The sequence below is a fragment of the Vulcanococcus sp. DEBay_Sum29NL08_54 genome (assembly GCF_017859255.1).
Lineage (GTDB): Bacteria > Cyanobacteriota > Cyanobacteriia > PCC-6307 > Cyanobiaceae > Vulcanococcus.
The window spans coordinates 15,497-31,146 of the sequence record NZ_JAFMNJ010000011.1; the positions used below are offsets into that span (position 1 = coordinate 15,497).

Sequence of the window (15,650 nt, forward strand, 5' to 3'; positions counted from 1 at the left end):
TGCACTAGTGGGCTGAGGACAGCTCCCCGCCGCGGCCGCCGGCTTCTTCTGCCACACCGATGCGGGCGAAGAGATCGGTGCTCTCTTGGTTGAGGTTGATCACCTCGACCTGGCTGCCGCCGAGCTTGAGCTTGCGGATGACCTGATCAAGGGCGGTCACGCCGCTTTGATCCCAGATGTGGGCCTCGCCCATGTCGATGGTGACGCGAGCGGGATGCTCGTGCAGCTCAAACCCCTGGCGGAAGTAGATGCTGCTGACGAAGAACAGCTGACCGCGGACGCGGTAGATGCGGTGCTCGCTGCCGCTCTGCTCACTGCTGACCTCGATCACCTTGGCCACCTTGCGGCTGAACAGGATCCCCGCCAGAGCCACACCGGAGAGCAGGCCCACCGCCAGGTTGTGGGTCAGCACGGTCACCACCACCGTCAGCAGCATCACCGAGGTGTCGCTCTTGGGGATGCGGCGGATGCTGCGGATCGAATCCCAGTTGGCGGTGTTGATGGCGATCATCACCATCACCCCCACCAGGGTGGCCATCGGGATCTGATTGACCCACTGGCTGGCCAGCAGGATCATCGCCAGCAGGCTCACGCCCGAGGTGAGGGTGGAGAGGCGGGTGCGGCCGCCATAGCCCACGTTCATCACCGACTGGCCCACCAGGGCGCAGCCGGCCATGCCGCCGAAGAACGAACTGACGATGTTGCCGATGCCCTGGCCGCGGGCTTCCTGGTTTTTGTGGGACGAGCTGTCGGTGACGTCGTCGAGGATGTCCTGGGTCAAGAAGGTCTCCATCAGACCCACCAGGGAGATGGCCAGGGCGGTCGGAAGGATCAGGCCCAGGGTGCCCGTGGTGAAGGGAACCTGCGGGATCCCGAATTGAGGAAGGCCGCTGGGCAGGGTGCCGAGGCTGCTGACCGTGGGCACATCCAGGCCCATGCGAATCGAGATCCCCGTCGAGATCAGGATCGCCACCAGGGCCGATGGCACGACCTTGGTGAAGCGCGGCATCACGTAGATGATCACCAGGGTCAGGGCCATCAGGCCCCAGACCGCCGGCAGCTGCCCCGCGGTCACCGCCACCTTCTCGGGGTGGAAGAAATCAAGGCCGAGCTGAGGAAGCTGGGCCAGGAAGATCAGGATTGCCAGGGCATTGACGAAGCCCGCCATCACCGGTTGCGGCACGAAGCGCATCTGGTGGGCGAGCCGTAGATAGCCCCAAGCGATCTGCAGAACACCCGTCAGGACCCCGGCCGCCAGCAGGTACTGCAGGCCCATGCCTTCGCCGAGGGCGTTGCCCTGCTCCACCAGCCCGGTCATCAGCAGGGCGGTGGAGCCCGTGGCCGAGGTGATCATCGCGGTGCGCCCGCCGAAGACCGCCAAGGTCACCGAGAGCATGAAGGCGCCAAAGAGACCCACCCGCGGATCCACGCCGGCGATTCCGGAGAAGGCGATCGCCTCGGGGATCATCGCGAAGGCCACCACCAGGCCCGAGAGGATGTCCCGATGGGGTTTGCCCCACCATTCTTTGAGGGCGAAAGTCATAGGGATCGGCGGCGGCTGTCGTCTGGCGTTCCCTACAGGGAACCGCCCGCTGGGGCCGACCCTATCAGTGCTGCACTGACCGACCTGAGGCGTGCGCAGGCCTCGACGTCCAGCGCTTGAGGGGGCATGCGGCAGCTGGTGGGATAGCCCCGCAGGTTCCCGAAGCCGCCTGGTCCGTAGAACACCCCGGCCTTGGCCTCCGGCGCGGTCGCGGCAAAGAGCTGGGGCAGGGCCCCCATGGCGGCGCTCTGGAAGAGCGGGTCCATCAGGCGGTAGGCCAGTCCCTCGAGCTTGGCGTTTTTCGAGGCCACGGAGGTGGGCTGCAGGTTGGTGCGGGCCAGGCCCGGGTGTGCCACCAGCGAGAGCACGCTGGAGCCCTCCTGCTCGAGCTGGCGTTGCAGCTCCAGGGCCGTCATGGCGTTGGCCAGCTTGCTTTGGCCGTAGGCATCCCAGGGCCTGTAGCGCGTCTCGCCCTGCAGGTCATCGAAGGCGATCCGGCCGAAGTAGGCCGCACCGGAACTCACATGCACCACCCGTCCACTGGGGCTCTGCTTCAGCAGGGGCAGCAGGGCCTGGGTCAAGGCGACGTGGCCCAGGTGGTTGACCGCGAATTGCAGCTCGAAGCCCTGGCGGCTCAGGGTCCGGGGCGGCGCCATCACTCCGGCGTTATTCAGCAGCAGGTCCAGCTGCTCCACCTGGGCGGCGGCCCGCCGCACGCTCTCCAGGTCCGCCAGGTCCAGTTCCAGCGGGATCAGCTCTCCGCCGGTGTCCGAGCGCAGGGCCGCGGCGGCGGCGTTGGCTTTCTCCAGGCTGCGGCAGGCCAGCAGCACGCGGGCCCCCTTGGCGGCGAGGGCCCGGGCGCTCTCCAGTCCCAGGCCGCTGTTGGCGCCGGTGATCAGGGCGGTCCGCCCCCGTTGATCGGGAATCTCAGCGGCGGTCCAGGGCACGGCGGGGCGGGGCACTACGGCCCCAATCGTCTCGCCCGCAGCTCCAGCACCGTGGGTCCGACCCAGAAACTGCCGGGATCCGAGGCGGCCGCCTGGATCTGCCCGAGTGCTGCGGTTTGGTCCGCAGCGCTCCAGAGCCCGAGGCGCTGCAGCTGCAGCCCGTAGACCGCAACAAAGCGCTCCAGCCACTGCGCCGCCATCGAGCCTTGGGGGCCCAGCACGGGCAGGGGGCGCAGTTCTTCGATTTGCCAGCCCCGCGCCGTCAGCAGCGACGGCAGCCTGCGGTTCACATCCGGATCACCGCCGGCCGCGCGGAAGCTCCGCTGGCAGGCCTGGCCAAAGCGAGCAACGGCTTCGGCCCCGGGGTGCAGGGCGAAGGTGTCCCAGTGGACGTACTCGTGGAACAGCACCTGGCCGCCGGGGCGGATGCATTGCCCCAGGCCCGCCAGGAGCGGTTCCAGGTCCGGCAGGAACATCGCCAGCCAGCGGCACCAGGCGAGATCGAACTGCTCTTGGGGCCAGGGATCCTTCAGCAGATCGTGTTGGCGGACCTCCAGCTGATCGATGCCGCTTCGGCGCGCCAGGGCTTGGGCCTCGGCGACGTAGTCAGCGCTGAGCTCCAGGCCCAGGACACGGCCGCTGGGTCCGACGAGGGCAGCGAGATCGGCTGCAGCAAAACCTGGACCGGCTCCGAGGTCGAGCAGGTGCTGCCCGCTGTGGATGCCGGCCCGAGCCCAGGCGGCTTGGCTGATGGGTGACCAGAGCTCGTGCTGAAAGCGCAGGCGTTCCAGTTCGCTCTGGTGGGTCCCCAGGACGTAGTCCGAGGCCATGGCCCCGCGGCTCAGTCTTCGGGGAAGAGCAGGGAGGCGAGTTCGTCGGGATCCACGTCGTAGACGCGGGCCAGGCTGGTCTCGATCGCAGCGGTCACCTCGCCGGGCAGGAAGCGCATGGCGCTCAGGGCGTCATCGGTGATCTCGTCGCTCAGAAGCTTCTCGCCGCCGAGCTTCTCGTCGTTGATCACCGCCATTACCCAGCTCTGGTAGGCGTAGACCAGATCGGCAAACTCCAGATCGGCGTCGTTGAAGTCGAGGGCCATGGCTCGGCGTTCACTTGACCGCAGTCTGCACACCGATGGGGAGGATGGATGTCATGACAACTGCATCTCCTGACCCACTGGCCCTGCAGGCGACCTTGGTGGATTTCGCCCTGGCGGAGTTGGTGCGCCAAAACCGAGAGAGCTTCCAGCCCCTCTGGAGCAGTGAGAGCTGGGCGAAATTGCTGATCTGGATGGCCCTGAACTGCGGCTGCAGCGGCGATGAGGAGGGTCTGAAGACCTTCGCTGAGGCCCTCGGTGCGGTTCAGACCGGACGGATGCGGCGGGTGTTCTTCGAGCGGGAGCTGGGGGATCTGGAGCTGCAACTGATGGCCGATCCCGCGGAGCAGCAGGTGCTGGTGCTGCCCCAGGGCCCCGCCGATGAGGTCCTGGAGCCAGGGCGCATCACCCGCGCCCTGGAGCGCGTTGGGCTGACGGAGCGCTTGCCCGCGGATCAGGAACGGTGGCAGCGTCTGGACGCCCTTGTGGCCATTCCCTGGCTGGAGCAGGCTTGATGGAGCTGATTGCGCGCTACAGCAACCCCGGCTTTGAGGCCCTCTCCGATGGGGTGATGGCCTTCTTTGAGCGGCGCGAGGACCTGCAGCGTCCCGGTGTGGCGTTTGGGCCCGATGGGGCTGAGCCCGCCAAGGTTTCGACTGACATCAGCCTGGTGGCGATCGATCGCTCCGACCCCGAGGCCTTTGCGCTCGCGGAGGTGATCCTGCGGGGGGTGACGGCCGGCCTGGAGCGCTACCTGCAGGAGCGTCCCCTCTTCCGGGACTGCTGCCCGGATCAGGAGCTCTTCGTGAACCCGATCTTCAACCTGCAGCGCTATGCCCCCGGCGAGGGCTTCAAGCGCTGGCACTGCGATTGGACCATCAGCGATGAGGCCACCGAGCCGGTGCATCGCGTCCTGGCCTGGATCCTCTATTGCAACAGCGTTGAGGAGGCCGGCACGGAGTTCCATTGGCAGGAGCACCACGAGGAGGCCCAGCGGGGCAAGCTCGTGATCTTCCCGGCCGGGCCTTCCCACATCCACCGGGGCCGGGTCAATCAGAGCGCGAGCAAGACCATCGCCACCGGCTGGATCAATGCCGGCAGCCGGGAGGCCTATCTCAAGCGCCTGGCGGCGGGCTGAGGCCCCGGCGGCCCTTTGCGAGCATGGGGCGATCGCCTGATCTGTTGACGTGACCGACGCCCTGCCGAAGACCTATGACCCGGTAGGCACCGAGGCGCGGTGGCAGCAGGCCTGGGAAACCCAAGGCGCGTTTCACCCGGATCCCAAGGCCCCCGGTGAGCCGTTTTCGGTGGTGATTCCACCGCCGAACGTGACCGGCAGCCTGCACATGGGCCACGCCTTCAACACGGCCCTGATCGACACGATCGTCCGCTTCCAGCGGCTGCAGGGCAAAAACGTGCTCTGCCTGCCCGGCACCGACCACGCCTCGATCGCCGTGCAGACGATCCTGGAGAAGCAGCTCAAGGCCGACGGCAAGCGCAAGGAAGACCTCGGCCGCGAGGCCTTCCTGGAGAAGGCCTGGGAATGGAAGGCCCAGAGCGGCGGCACGATCGTCGGCCAGCTACGCCGTCTCGGTTATTCGGTGGACTGGCGCCGGGAGCGCTTCACCCTCGACGCCGGCTGCAGCGAAGCCGTGATCGAGGCCTTCAACCGCCTGCATGAGCAGGGGCTGATCTACCGGGGCGAGTACCTGGTCAATTGGTGCCCCGCCTCCGGTTCAGCCGTGAGCGACCTGGAGGTGGAGATGAAGGAGGTGGATGGTCACCTCTGGCACTTCCGCTATCCCCTGAGCAGCGGCCAGGGCTTCCTGGAGGTGGCGACGACCCGCCCGGAGACCCTCCTGGGTGACACCGGCGTGGCGGTGAATCCCAAGGACCCCCGCTATGCAGAGCTGGTGGGTCAGACCCTGACCCTGCCGCTGGTGGGCCGGGAGATTCCGATCGTGGCCGATGACCACGTCGATGCCGAGTTCGGCACGGGTTGCGTGAAGGTCACCCCCGCCCACGACCCCAACGACTTCGCCATCGGCCAGCGCCACAACCTGCCGCTGATCACGGTGATGGCCAAGGACGGCTCGATGAATGAGGCCGCCGGTCGCTTCCAGGGGCTGGATCGCTTTGAAGCCCGCAAGGCCGTGGTTGCGGCGATGGAGGCCGAAGGCTTCCTGGTGAAGGTGGAGGACTACCGCCACAGCGTTCCCTTCTCCGATCGGGGCAAGGTGCCCGTCGAGCCCCTGCTCTCCACCCAGTGGTTCGTCAAAACCGAGCCCTTGGCGGCCCGCTGCCGCGAGGCCCTCGAGAACGCCGATCCCCGCTTTGTTCCGGAGCGCTGGAGCAAGGTCTACCGCGATTGGCTCACGGACATTCGCGATTGGTGCATCTCCCGCCAGCTCTGGTGGGGTCACCGCATTCCCGCCTGGTTTGTGGTCAGCGAGACCGGCGGTGTGATCACCGATTCCACCCCCTATGTGGTGGCCCGGGATGAGGCCGAAGCCCAGAGCAAGGCGGATGCCCAGTTCGGGGCGGGTGCTGTTCTTGAGCAGGATCCGGATGCCCTCGACACCTGGTTCTCCAGTGGTCTCTGGCCCTTCTCAACCATGGGTTGGCCCAATGCCGAGGCGGCTGACCTGCAGCGCTGGTACCCCACCAGCGTGCTGGTGACGGGCTTCGACATCATCTTTTTCTGGGTGGCCCGGATGACGATGATGGCCGGCGCCTTCACCGGCCAGATGCCCTTCCAGGACGTCTACATCCACGGTCTGGTGCGGGACGAGAACAACCGCAAGATGAGCAAGTCGGCGGGGAATGGCATTGACCCGCTGCTGCTGATCGAGCGCTACGGCGCCGATGCCCTGCGCTTTGCCCTGGTGCGTGAGGTGGCCGGTGCTGGCCAGGACATCCGCCTGGACTACGACCGCAAGTCGGACACCTCCGCCACGGTGGAGGCCTCACGCAACTTCGCCAACAAGCTCTGGAACGCCACCCGCTTTGCCCTGATGAACCTGGGTGGGGAGACCCCCTCCAGCCTGGGTGAACCGGATCCCGCGGCCCTGCAGCTGGCGGACCGTTGGATCCTCTCGCGCCTGGCCCGGGTGAACCGCGACAGCGCCGAGCGCTACGGCAGCTATGGCCTCGGCGAGGCGGCCAAGGGGCTCTATGAGTTCGCCTGGAATGAGGTTTGCGACTGGTATGTCGAGCTGATCAAGCGCCGCCTGAACCCGGGCGAGAACCCCAGTGCCGAAGCCCTGGCCGACCAGCGCACGGCCCGCCAGGTGCTGGCCAAGGCACTGAATGAATTGCTGGTGATGCTGCATCCCCTGATGCCCCACCTGAGCGAGGAGCTCTGGCATGGCCTGAACGGCGAGCCCGAAGAGACGTTCCTGGCCCTGCAGCCCTGGCCGGCCCTCGACGTCTCGGCCCTGGATGACGAGCTGGAGTCGTCGTTTGCCGAGTTGATTGAGGCGATTCGGGTGGTCCGCAACCTGCGCGCTGTCGCCGGCCTCAAGCCCAGCCAGGGCGTGCCGGTGCGCTTCGTCACCGGTCGCTCTGAACTGGCCTCGGTGCTGACTGCCGCCACCGCCGACATCACTGCGCTGACCCGCGCGGAGCGGGTGGAGGTGCTGGACCCGGCCGCCGCCGATGCCAACCCTGCCGCGAAGGCCCTGGCCGGCGTGAGCGGTGAGCTTCAGGTCTTGCTGCCGATCGACGGACTGGTGGATCTCGAGGCGCTGCGGGGCCGGCTGGAGAAGGACATCGCCAAGGCCGAGAAGGAGATCAAGGGGCTCTCGGGTCGCCTCTCGAACCCCAACTTCGCCTCCAAAGCCCCCCCTGAGGTGGTGGCCGAGTGCCAGGCCAACCTGGCGGAAGCCCAGGCCCAGGCCGATTTGGCCCGCAAGCGTCTGGCCGACCTCGGTTGATGGATTGGCAGAGCTGGCTTCCGGTTCTGCAGTCCCCTGCGGGGGCGCTGCTGTTCATCCCCCTCTATGGGATTTGGGTGACGCTGTTGCTGCCGGGGGTCTGGGCCTCGATGCTGGCTGGAGCCTTGTACGGCACCTGGTGGGGCAGCCTGATCGTCTTCGTGGGGGCCTGCCTCGGGGCTGAAGCGGCCTTTCTGCTGGGACGGACCTGGCTGCGGGACTGGGCGATGCGCCGGCTGGAGGCCTTCCCCAAGCTGCAGGCGGTGGAGCAGGCGGTGAGCCGCGAGGGCCTGAAGCTGGTGCTGCTGACCCGCCTCTCGCCGGCGTTTCCCTTCTCATTGCTCAACCTGGCCTATGGCTTGAGCGAGGTGAGCCTGCGCGACTACACGATTGGCCTGATTGGGATCATCCCCGGCACGATCCTGTTCTGCGGTCTGGGGGCCCTCGCCGGTGATGTGGCCCGCTTCGGCGAGGTGCTGAGCGGCGAGGCGGATCCCTTCACCTGGGCCCTGCGGGTGGTGGGCATCGCCGCGACGGTGGCCTCGGTTTGGCTTGTGGGCCGGGCCGCCCAGCGGGCCTTAAAAGCAGCTCAGCCTTCCGACTGATCCGGCAGCGGCCAGTCGCGCAGCGCCGCGATCAGCACGAACCAGGCCAGGCGCAGCTTGGCGAGGGGGCCGGGGCGCGCGGCGAGATCGGCGAACTTGGCGCGGCCGCATTCGGTCTTGATCCAGCGGTAGACGGCGGGTTGGCTCATGGGGCAAGCAGGGCTTGGAGGCTGGCTTCATCCAGCACCGGAATCCCGAGACTCTCGGCTTTGCTCAGCTTGCTGCCGGCTTCCTCGCCCGCCACGACATAGCTGGTTTTTTTGCTGACCGAGCCGGTCACCTTGCCGCCCGCGGCCTCGATCAGGGCCTGGGCCTGACTGCGGCTCAGGCTCGGCAGGGTGCCGGTGAGCACGAAGGTCTGGCCGGTCAATGGCGCAGGACCGCTCGGCTCGGGTTGTTCCTCGTCGCCGCTGGCCAGGCTGAAGCCCAGGCGCTCGAGGCTGGTCAGCAGCTCCTGGTTGGCACCGGTGGAGAACCACTGCTGCAGGCTCTGGGCGATCTCAGCGCCGATGCCATAGACGGCGGTGATCGCCTCGGGGGTCTCGGTGGCGGCGGTGGCCAGGTCCGCTGCACTGGGGAAGGCCTTGGCCAGGGCTTTGGCGTTGACCTCGCCCACATGGTGGATGCCGAGGCCGTAGAGCTGGCGGTGCCAGGGCTGTTGTTTGGACTCCGCCAAGGCGGCCACAAGGTTCTCGGCGCTCTTGCTGCCCATGCGCTCCAGGCTGCAGAGCAGGGCGCCATCCAACCGGTAGAGGCCTGCGATGGAGCCCACCAGGCCCCGGTCCACCAACTGCTCAATCAACTTGCTGCCTAGGCCATCGACATCGAGGGCGCCTTTGCTGACCCAATGGCGCAGGGCGCCGCGCAGGATCGCCGGGCAGCTGCTGTTGACGCAGCGGGTGGCGGCTTCCCCTTCTTCGCGGACGAGCTCGGAGCCGCACTCCGGGCAGGTGTGGGGTAGCTCCAGCCGCTCAGCGGCAGCCGGGCGCAGCTCCGGCAGGACCCGCACGACCTCGGGAATGATTTCGCCGGCCTTGCGAACGACGATCGTGTCCCCGGCGTGGAGATCGAGCTCCAGCAGTCGATCGGCGTTGTGCAGGGTGGCGCGGCTGACGCTCGTGCCCGCCAGGGGTACGGGTTCAAACTCCGCCACTGGGGTGATCACGCCGGTGCGTCCCACCTGGCAGCTGAGCCGCAGCAGTTTGCTGGGGGCCTCCTCGGCGGGGTACTTCAGGGCGATGGCCCAGCGGGGGGCCTTTTGGGTGAAGCCGGCCGCGTCTTGAAGGCGCAGGTCGTTGAGCTTCACGACGACGCCATCGGTGGCGTAGTTCAGCTGGCGGCGGCCCTCGTCCCAGTGCTCGAAGAAGGCCTCGACCGCTGCTAGATCCGGCAGTAGGGCGGCGTTGGGGTTGACCTTGAAGCCGGCCTGCTTGAGCCAGTCGAGGGACTCCCACTGGCTGGCGGGGCCCCCGCTCCAGTCCGGCGGCAGGTGCAGGGTGTAGGCGAAGAAGTCGAGTTTGCGCGCGGCAACCACCTTGGGATCGAGCTGCCGCAGGGTGCCGGCGCAGGCGTTGCGGGGGTTGGCGAAGAGGGCTTCGCCGCGGGCCTGACGCTCGCTGTTGATGGCCGCAAAGGTGCCATCGGGGATCAGGGCTTCGCCGCGTACCTCCAGCCAGGCCGGCGGGTTCTCCAGCTGCAACCGCAGCGGAACTGAGGCGATCGTGCGGACGTTGGCCGTGATCTCCTCCCCTTGCTCGCCATCGCCGCGGGTGGCGGCCCGCACCAACACCCCGTTCTCGTAGCTGAGGGCCAGGGCATTGCCGTCGATCTTCAGCTCACCGACCATCGGCAGGGCGGTGCCGGCCTCGCGGTCCAGCACCTTGAGTAGGCGGCCGTACCAGGCCTCGAGCTCATCGGTGTTGAAGGCGTTGTCGAGGCTGAGCAGGCCGATGCGGTGGCGCACGCTGCTGAAGCCCGCCGCCGGCGCTCCCCCGACGCGCTGGGTTGGGCTATCGGCGCTGATCAGGCTGGCGTCGGCGTTCTCCAGGTCCAGGAGTTCGCGATAGAGCCGGTCGTAGACCGGGTCCTCCATCACGGGGGCATCGAGGACGTAGTACGCGTGCGCGGCTCGGTTGAGCAGGTCACGCAGTTCGCTGGCGCGTGCCTGGGTCCCGCTGGTGGTGCTGCTCACGGCAGGGCGTGATCAGGCAGCGGCCATCTTTTGGATGCGATCGACCTTCCAGTCGTCCTCGACTTTCACGAAGGTGAAGTCCAGGGGCAGCTCGGCGTTGTCTTCGGCCTTGAGCTTCACGGTCAGGGTGATCTGGTCTTCTTGGATCCGGGGACGGCCGGACTTGAGGTTGCGGTACTTGTTCAGCTGCAGGCCGGCCAGGAAGCGAATGAACTGCTGCCGGTTCACGTGGGAGCGGTAGTTCTTGGTGGTCAGCAGGTAGGCGGCGTCGATCCGGCCGGAGGCCACCTGGGTGAAGAACTGCTTGATGACCGGATTGATCCCCCGGGCATTCAGCACCAGCTTCACGGCGCTGATGGTCCAGTAGAGGAGGAGGGCCCCGGCGCCAGCCAACAGGGCTTTGGTGCCGATCTGAGAGATCAGGGCCGTATTGAGGTCCATCGCGCCCGGGACAGTTGTATGCGGCCCACGAGTCTGACTGACGGCCCCGTCAGAATGCGGCGCAGCCGTCCAGCTCCTCCGGCGTGCCCCTTGCACCGCTGCTGCCGCTGTATCACCGCCTGAACCGCGAGCACTTCGACGGTTCCCTGGCCAGCGCCGATGGCACCAGCCTGGTGAGCGTGCGCTGGAGTGACGGGCGGATGCGCCGCAGTGCCGGTCTCTACCGCTACGGGCCCGGCGTCAGTGAGATCGTTCTCTCGCGCCCCTTGCTGGAGCCGCTGCCGCTGGAGGCCTGCCTCAGCACGCTCTGCCACGAAATGATCCACGCCTGGATCCATCGGGTGGTCCGCGCCGATGAGGTCCATGGACCCGAGTTCCGGGCGCGGATGGCGGCGATCAACGGGGCCCAGCAGGAGTTCCAGGTCAGCGTGCGCCATAGCTTTCCGGTGCCGGCGCAACCGGCGAAGTGGCTGGCCCGCTGCCCCGGTTGCGGCCTGCAGTCCCCCTACCGCCGCCGCCGTCAGGGGGTGGCCTGCCGTCAATGCTGCGACCGTTTTGAAGGCGGCCGTTGGAGCGCCCGTTTCCAGCTGGTCTTCGAGCGCTCCGCCGCCTAAGTTCCGCCCATGGCCACGGTTCTTTGGGTTTGGCAACTCAGCGGCGTCTCGATCGCCCTGCTGGGTCTCGGGCGTGAGCGCTGGTTGCGTGCCCGCCGCCTGGGACGGGGGTAGGCCTCACTAGCCTGATTGGATGCGCGACTCCTACGACGACTGGTCCCCTGAGCGACCGGAGCGCCCGGCCTACCGCCGCGGGGAGCGCGGCCTGGACCAACGGATGGACCAGTGGGTGTCAGCCGGCCGCCAGCTGGTGGACGGTGTCTCCGGCGCTCGTCCAGGTGGTCGCCGTGCCTCCTCGGGCCTTCGCCTGGATCAGGTCGGACGTTGGGTAGAGGACAAGATCGACTGGCTTCTGGAAGATGACGACGGCTGGCGGGAGTCCTGGGAGGAGCCCTCGGCGCCCCAGAGCCGTCGCCAACCCTTAGATGCGATCTCCCGCCGAGGTCGATCTGCTCGCCCCGCAGTGGCCCCCGCGCCCGTGCGCGTTGAGGCTCAGCCGCAACCCAGTGCCCCTGCCTCGTCCCAAGAACCCGTCGACCCCGACGCTTGGCCAGAAGACGAGAGCTTCACGCTGAACCGCTGGAAGCGGGAGGCCAGCCCACGGATCTCAGATCGCAGCGTGGAGGTGGTTGATCCTCAGCCGTTCGATGCGGGTCTGGGTAGGTCGCTGCCCCGCTCAACCCGGCGACGCGTCCGCTGAACCTGGTGCTTGGAGCGCCGGGTGCCGGCTTTCCGTTCCTGCACTTGGAAGGGGCAGCCCTGCTGGCGCAGTTGGGCGTTCACCGGCGCGATCAAATCGCGGGGAACGTCCTCGGCCATTTGCTCGACGCTGGTGCTGATGGAGGCGCAGCCGTCCGACAGCAGTTCCAAAAGAGAGGCCCACTGCTCGACAAGGGTCGGCTGGGGAGGGCTGGTGCTGGTGTGGGGCCGTCTGCGAGAGCGGCTCCTGAAGGGAATCACGGTCATGACCATCCGATGCGTTAGGTCAATCATCCCGCCAGCACACCAGCCCGCAACCTGTCAATCCTTTTTTCGTTCAACTCGTAACACTTGTTAGAAAGTGTTATGGAGTTTTGTGTTCGGCAGGGCCCAGCCAGCGCTCCAGCAGTGGTGAGAACACCTCACGGATCACGGTGAGTTCCCGGCCTCCGCGAAAGAAGCGGTAATGGCGGCTCCAGTAGGGGCCTGGGATCCCAAACCCCTCTTCCAGAGATGGTGCCTGGACCCGGGCCAGGCCATCGACCTCGCGGTAGAGCTCGGCGCGGTTGGCGGTGAGGCTGGTCCAGATCGGCTGGTTGCGGGCCTGGAGGTGTTGTTCGGCTTGCTCTTGGTTCCACCAGCTCTCAGCCCAGGCCAGGGTGAGGGGGCCGCAGCGCAGCCAGACCTGCCTGCGCACCAGCGGTGGCTCGAGCTCTTCCACCTCCAGGGGGGCTTCGCTGGCCACCTGCTGATCGGCCTGCATGGCGATCACCTCCACCTGGACGGGTTGTCCCGTTAGGGATTGCAGGTGGCGGGTGGGGCTGCCATCCCCCAGCAGCAGCAGGCGCCAAGGACCGCTGAGTTGGGGGCCGCCGCTGACGGCATCGGCGCAGAGGCCCGCGGCCACGGCCTCAGGCGCGGCTTGCCAGAGGGGCTGGGGCGAGGGCCAAAGCTCAGTGGCTTGATCCGAACTGCTCAGGGGCTTGGCTTTAAAAACCTGCCCCGATGCTGACGCGCCGGCGCACGCCACTGCGTTCGATCACGGCCCCATCGCTCTGAATCGAGACCAGCCGCCAGCCGCTGCTGCCGATCTGCTCTCCGATCAGGGCGTTGCTTGAGCTCTTGCCCTGTTGAAAAATGGCCGAGCCCCGTTGGCCGGGGATCTGGACGACACCCACCAGTTCCGGCAAGGCTTCTGCTGGGGCCGCGGACTCGCTTGGGAGGGCCGAAAGAGGCGGGAGCTGCGTGATCCAGGCTTCCTCTGGCGGCGGTGGCGGCAGGACCTCGCTGGTGGCGGGTTCCTCGTTTGGGGTGAGGTTGCGCAGGTCGCTGAGCAGGCGGGCGTTGCGCTCGATCTGGAGTTGCCGTTGCGCGCTACTCCAGCCCTGATAGAGGCCAAGGCCGGAGCCCAGGGCACAGAGAATCAGGCCGGCCAAGAGCCACTGCTTGGACTGCAGGCGCAGGGCTGGGCGGGTCCGGTTGGCTTCGGTCGACGTTGTCTCGCGAACGTCGACCTCAATGGCGTCGTTGAGCTCGGCCTGCTGCGCGGAGGCCGGTTGAAAGACCCGATCCATCACCTGCTCGGCCTTGAGCTCCCAGTAGGCCTTGGAGGTGTTGATGGAGCGGATCGGGCCCACGCGGCATAGCGCTGTGGGTGAACCCTATCGGCTTTGCGGAGTGCTGACGAGGGTGTTGTTGCGGCGACTGTCTAATTCCAACCAGAGCATCAGAGCCGTCACATCGGCATGGCTGACTCCAGGAATCCGTGAGGCCTGCCCCAGGTTGCTGGGTTCGATGGCGCTGAGTTTCTCGCGGGCCTCCCGCGAGAGGGTGCCGATCTGCTCGTAATCGATTCCCTCGGGGATGCGGCGCTCGGCTTGCTTTTTCAGTTGATCGATTTGCTGCTGTTGCCGGGCCAAGTAACCGCTGTATTTGATGTCGATCTCAGCCCCCTCACGCACGTCGAGGGGGAGCTCGGCTTCGGCGAGGCCATGGCGAACGAGATCTGCGCTGTGGAACCCCGGACGCCGCAGCAGGTCGGCCAGGGTGATCGATCCCTTGATGGCCGCCTTGGTCTCCTCGGCCACGGCAGCCGCCACAGGGTCGCTGACCTTCAGGCGGACGCTCTCGAGGCGTTGTTTCTCGGCTTCGATTCCGTCCTGTTTGCGCTGGTAGATCTCCCAGCGACGGTCGTCGATTAAACCCAGCTCACGGCCCAGGGGCGTCAGCCGGCGGTCGGCGTTGTCTCCGCGCAGCACCAGCCGGTATTCACTGCGGCTGGTCAGCACCCGGTAGGGCTCCCGCAGATCCTTGGTGATCAGGTCATCGATCATCGTGCCGATGTAGCTCCCTTCCCTGGGGAAGTGCACCGGCTCCTGCTGGCGCAGTTGACGCACGGCATTCAGGCCCGCCACCAGGCCCTGGGCTGCGGCTTCCTCGTAGCCGGTGGTTCCGTTGAGTTGCCCGGCGCTGAACAGTCCCTTGACCCGTTTGGTCTCGAGGGAGGGCTTGAGCTGGGTGGCGGGCAGGTAGTCGTAATCCACGGCATAGGCCGGCCGCAGCATCACGCACTGCTCCAGCCCGGGCAGGGTGCGCAGCAGTTCCAACTGCAGCCGCTCCGGCAGTCCCGTGGAGAACCCCTGGACATAGATCTCCGGGGTGTCTCGGCCTTCGGGCTCCAGGAAGATCTGGTGGCTGTCCTTGTCGGCAAAGCGCACGATCTTGTCCTCGATCGAGGGGCAGTAGCGGGGCCCTTTGCTATCGATCACCCCGCCGTAGATCGGCGTCAGGTGCAGGTTGTCTTTGATCAGTTGGTGCGTGGCCGCGGTGGTGCGGGTGATGTGGCAGCTCATCTGCTCACCGCTGACCCAGCTGGTGGGATCAAAGGAGAAGAAGCGATCGGCGGCGTCGCTGGGTTGCTCCTCCAGTTGATCGAGGGCGATGCTGCGGCGATCCACCCGTGCCGGCGTGCCGGTCTTCAGGCGATCGGTCTGGAAGCCCAGCTCCTGCAGGGCCTCGGTCAGACCCTCGGCCGCCTGTTCACCGGCCCGACCCGCTGACATCGATTGATGGCCGACCCAGATCTGTCCGCCGAGGAAGGTGCCGGCGGTCAGGATCACGGCCCCGGCGCTGTAGGTGCTGCCGAAGTAGGTCCGCACGCCCTGGATCGCGGCGTCCTCGACCACCAGTCCGGTGACCATGGCCTCGCGTAGGGCCAGGTTGGGGGTGTGCTGCAGCAGTTGCAGCATCTGCCGGGAGTACTGGCGCTTGTCGGTTTGGGCGCGCAGGGCCCAGACCGCTGGACCGCGGCTGGCGTTGAGGACCCGTTTCTGCAGCGCGGTGGCGTCGGCCAGCCGCCCGATCACGCCGCCGAGGGCATCCACCTCGTGAACCAGCTGGCTCTTGGCCGGACCGCCCACCGCCGGATTGCAGGGCTGCCAGGCGATCCGGTCGAGATTGAGGGAGAAGAGTGCGGTGCTGCAGCCCAATCGCGCGGCGGTGATCGCCGCTTCACAGCCGGCATGACCGCCGCCCACGACGATCACGTCGAAGTGCTCGATCGGGGCGAAGTCAGCGGACACC

17 protein-coding genes are annotated in these 15,650 nt (G+C 67.2%); 6 read left to right on the forward strand and 11 right to left on the reverse strand.

Features of this window, described 5'->3' with window-relative positions:
- Positions 1-4: 4 nt before the first annotated feature.
- From QZ186_RS05795 to QZ186_RS05810, 4 genes are read right to left on the reverse strand one after another with little or no spacing between them, the layout of a single operon-like run.
- Positions 5-1,543 carry a SulP family inorganic anion transporter gene (locus tag QZ186_RS05795; RefSeq protein ID WP_247476731.1) on the reverse strand — a complete coding sequence of 513 codons (1,539 nt, stop codon included), beginning with the start codon at positions 1,541-1,543 and terminating at the stop codon, positions 5-7.
- Between the two features lie 32 nt (positions 1,544-1,575).
- On the reverse strand, positions 1,576-2,490 hold the full coding sequence (locus tag QZ186_RS05800) for an oxidoreductase (RefSeq protein WP_296416146.1): 915 nt from the start codon (positions 2,488-2,490) through the stop codon (positions 1,576-1,578).
- A gap of 14 nt (positions 2,491-2,504) precedes the next feature.
- Positions 2,505-3,320, reverse strand: a complete 816-nt coding sequence (locus QZ186_RS05805) for a methyltransferase domain-containing protein (RefSeq protein WP_296416130.1) — start codon at positions 3,318-3,320, stop codon at positions 2,505-2,507.
- 11 nt (positions 3,321-3,331) lie between these two features.
- Complete coding sequence (locus QZ186_RS05810; RefSeq protein ID WP_010313641.1) at positions 3,332-3,586, reverse strand: hypothetical protein; 255 nt, start codon at positions 3,584-3,586, stop codon at positions 3,332-3,334.
- A gap of 53 nt (positions 3,587-3,639) precedes the next feature.
- On the opposite strand from QZ186_RS05810, the gene QZ186_RS05815 reads away from it, so the two are divergent.
- Genes QZ186_RS05815 through QZ186_RS05830 form a run of 4 tightly spaced genes read left to right on the forward strand, consistent with a single transcriptional unit; the run spans position 3,640 to position 8,123 of the window.
- On the forward strand, positions 3,640-4,098 hold the full coding sequence (locus QZ186_RS05815; protein ID WP_156797743.1) for a protein phosphatase: 459 nt from the start codon (positions 3,640-3,642) through the stop codon (positions 4,096-4,098).
- Positions 4,098-4,721, forward strand: a complete 624-nt coding sequence (locus QZ186_RS05820) for a 2OG-Fe(II) oxygenase (protein ID WP_247476733.1) — start codon at positions 4,098-4,100, stop codon at positions 4,719-4,721. Before QZ186_RS05815 ends, QZ186_RS05820 begins: the two co-directional genes overlap by 1 nt.
- Before the next feature lie 49 nt (positions 4,722-4,770).
- A complete protein-coding gene (locus tag QZ186_RS05825) occupies positions 4,771-7,518 on the forward strand; it encodes a valine--tRNA ligase (protein ID WP_296416131.1) in 2,748 nt (915 codons plus the stop codon).
- A complete protein-coding gene (locus QZ186_RS05830) occupies positions 7,518-8,123 on the forward strand; it encodes a TVP38/TMEM64 family protein (RefSeq protein WP_247476735.1) in 606 nt (201 codons plus the stop codon). The genes QZ186_RS05825 and QZ186_RS05830 overlap by 1 nt, the downstream gene beginning before the upstream one ends.
- On the opposite strand, the gene QZ186_RS05835 is transcribed toward QZ186_RS05830, so the two are convergent.
- The 3 genes from QZ186_RS05835 to QZ186_RS05845 are packed head-to-tail and all read right to left on the reverse strand — an operon-like array spanning position 8,108 to position 10,755.
- On the reverse strand, positions 8,108-8,272 hold the full coding sequence (locus tag QZ186_RS05835; RefSeq protein WP_010313630.1) for a hypothetical protein: 165 nt from the start codon (positions 8,270-8,272) through the stop codon (positions 8,108-8,110). The two genes, QZ186_RS05830 and QZ186_RS05835, sit on opposite strands and share 16 nt — an antisense overlap.
- Positions 8,269-10,314 carry an NAD-dependent DNA ligase LigA gene (ligA, locus tag QZ186_RS05840; RefSeq protein ID WP_296416132.1) on the reverse strand — a complete coding sequence of 682 codons (2,046 nt, stop codon included), beginning with the start codon at positions 10,312-10,314 and terminating at the stop codon, positions 8,269-8,271. The genes QZ186_RS05835 and ligA overlap by 4 nt, the downstream gene beginning before the upstream one ends.
- Before the next feature lie 12 nt (positions 10,315-10,326).
- Positions 10,327-10,755 carry a membrane protein gene (locus tag QZ186_RS05845; RefSeq protein ID WP_010313615.1) on the reverse strand — a complete coding sequence of 143 codons (429 nt, stop codon included), beginning with the start codon at positions 10,753-10,755 and terminating at the stop codon, positions 10,327-10,329.
- Positions 10,756-10,838: 83 nt separating this feature from the next.
- On the opposite strand from QZ186_RS05845, the gene QZ186_RS05850 reads away from it, so the two are divergent.
- Entirely contained in the window at positions 10,839-11,369 is a 531-nt protein-coding gene (locus tag QZ186_RS05850) for a SprT family zinc-dependent metalloprotease (protein WP_010313613.1), read from the forward strand.
- A gap of 133 nt (positions 11,370-11,502) precedes the next feature.
- Positions 11,503-12,069 (forward strand): hypothetical protein, encoded by a 567-nt coding sequence (locus tag QZ186_RS05855; RefSeq protein WP_296416133.1) that lies wholly within the window; start codon positions 11,503-11,505, stop codon positions 12,067-12,069.
- On the opposite strand, the gene QZ186_RS05860 is transcribed toward QZ186_RS05855, so the two are convergent.
- The 4 genes from QZ186_RS05860 to mnmG form a co-directional block, all read right to left on the reverse strand.
- Entirely contained in the window at positions 12,006-12,362 is a 357-nt protein-coding gene (locus QZ186_RS05860) for a hypothetical protein (protein WP_296416134.1), read from the reverse strand. The two genes, QZ186_RS05855 and QZ186_RS05860, sit on opposite strands and share 64 nt — an antisense overlap.
- Positions 12,363-12,432: 70 nt before the next feature.
- Complete coding sequence (locus tag QZ186_RS05865; RefSeq protein WP_296416147.1) at positions 12,433-13,047, reverse strand: chorismate lyase; 615 nt, start codon at positions 13,045-13,047, stop codon at positions 12,433-12,435.
- Positions 13,048-13,057: 10 nt separating this feature from the next.
- Entirely contained in the window at positions 13,058-13,705 is a 648-nt protein-coding gene (locus QZ186_RS05870) for a hypothetical protein (protein WP_296416135.1), read from the reverse strand.
- Between the two features lie 24 nt (positions 13,706-13,729).
- Positions 13,730-15,649, reverse strand: a complete 1,920-nt coding sequence (gene mnmG / locus QZ186_RS05875; RefSeq protein WP_296416148.1) for a tRNA uridine-5-carboxymethylaminomethyl(34) synthesis enzyme MnmG — start codon at positions 15,647-15,649, stop codon at positions 13,730-13,732.
- Position 15,650: the final 1 nt, after the last annotated feature.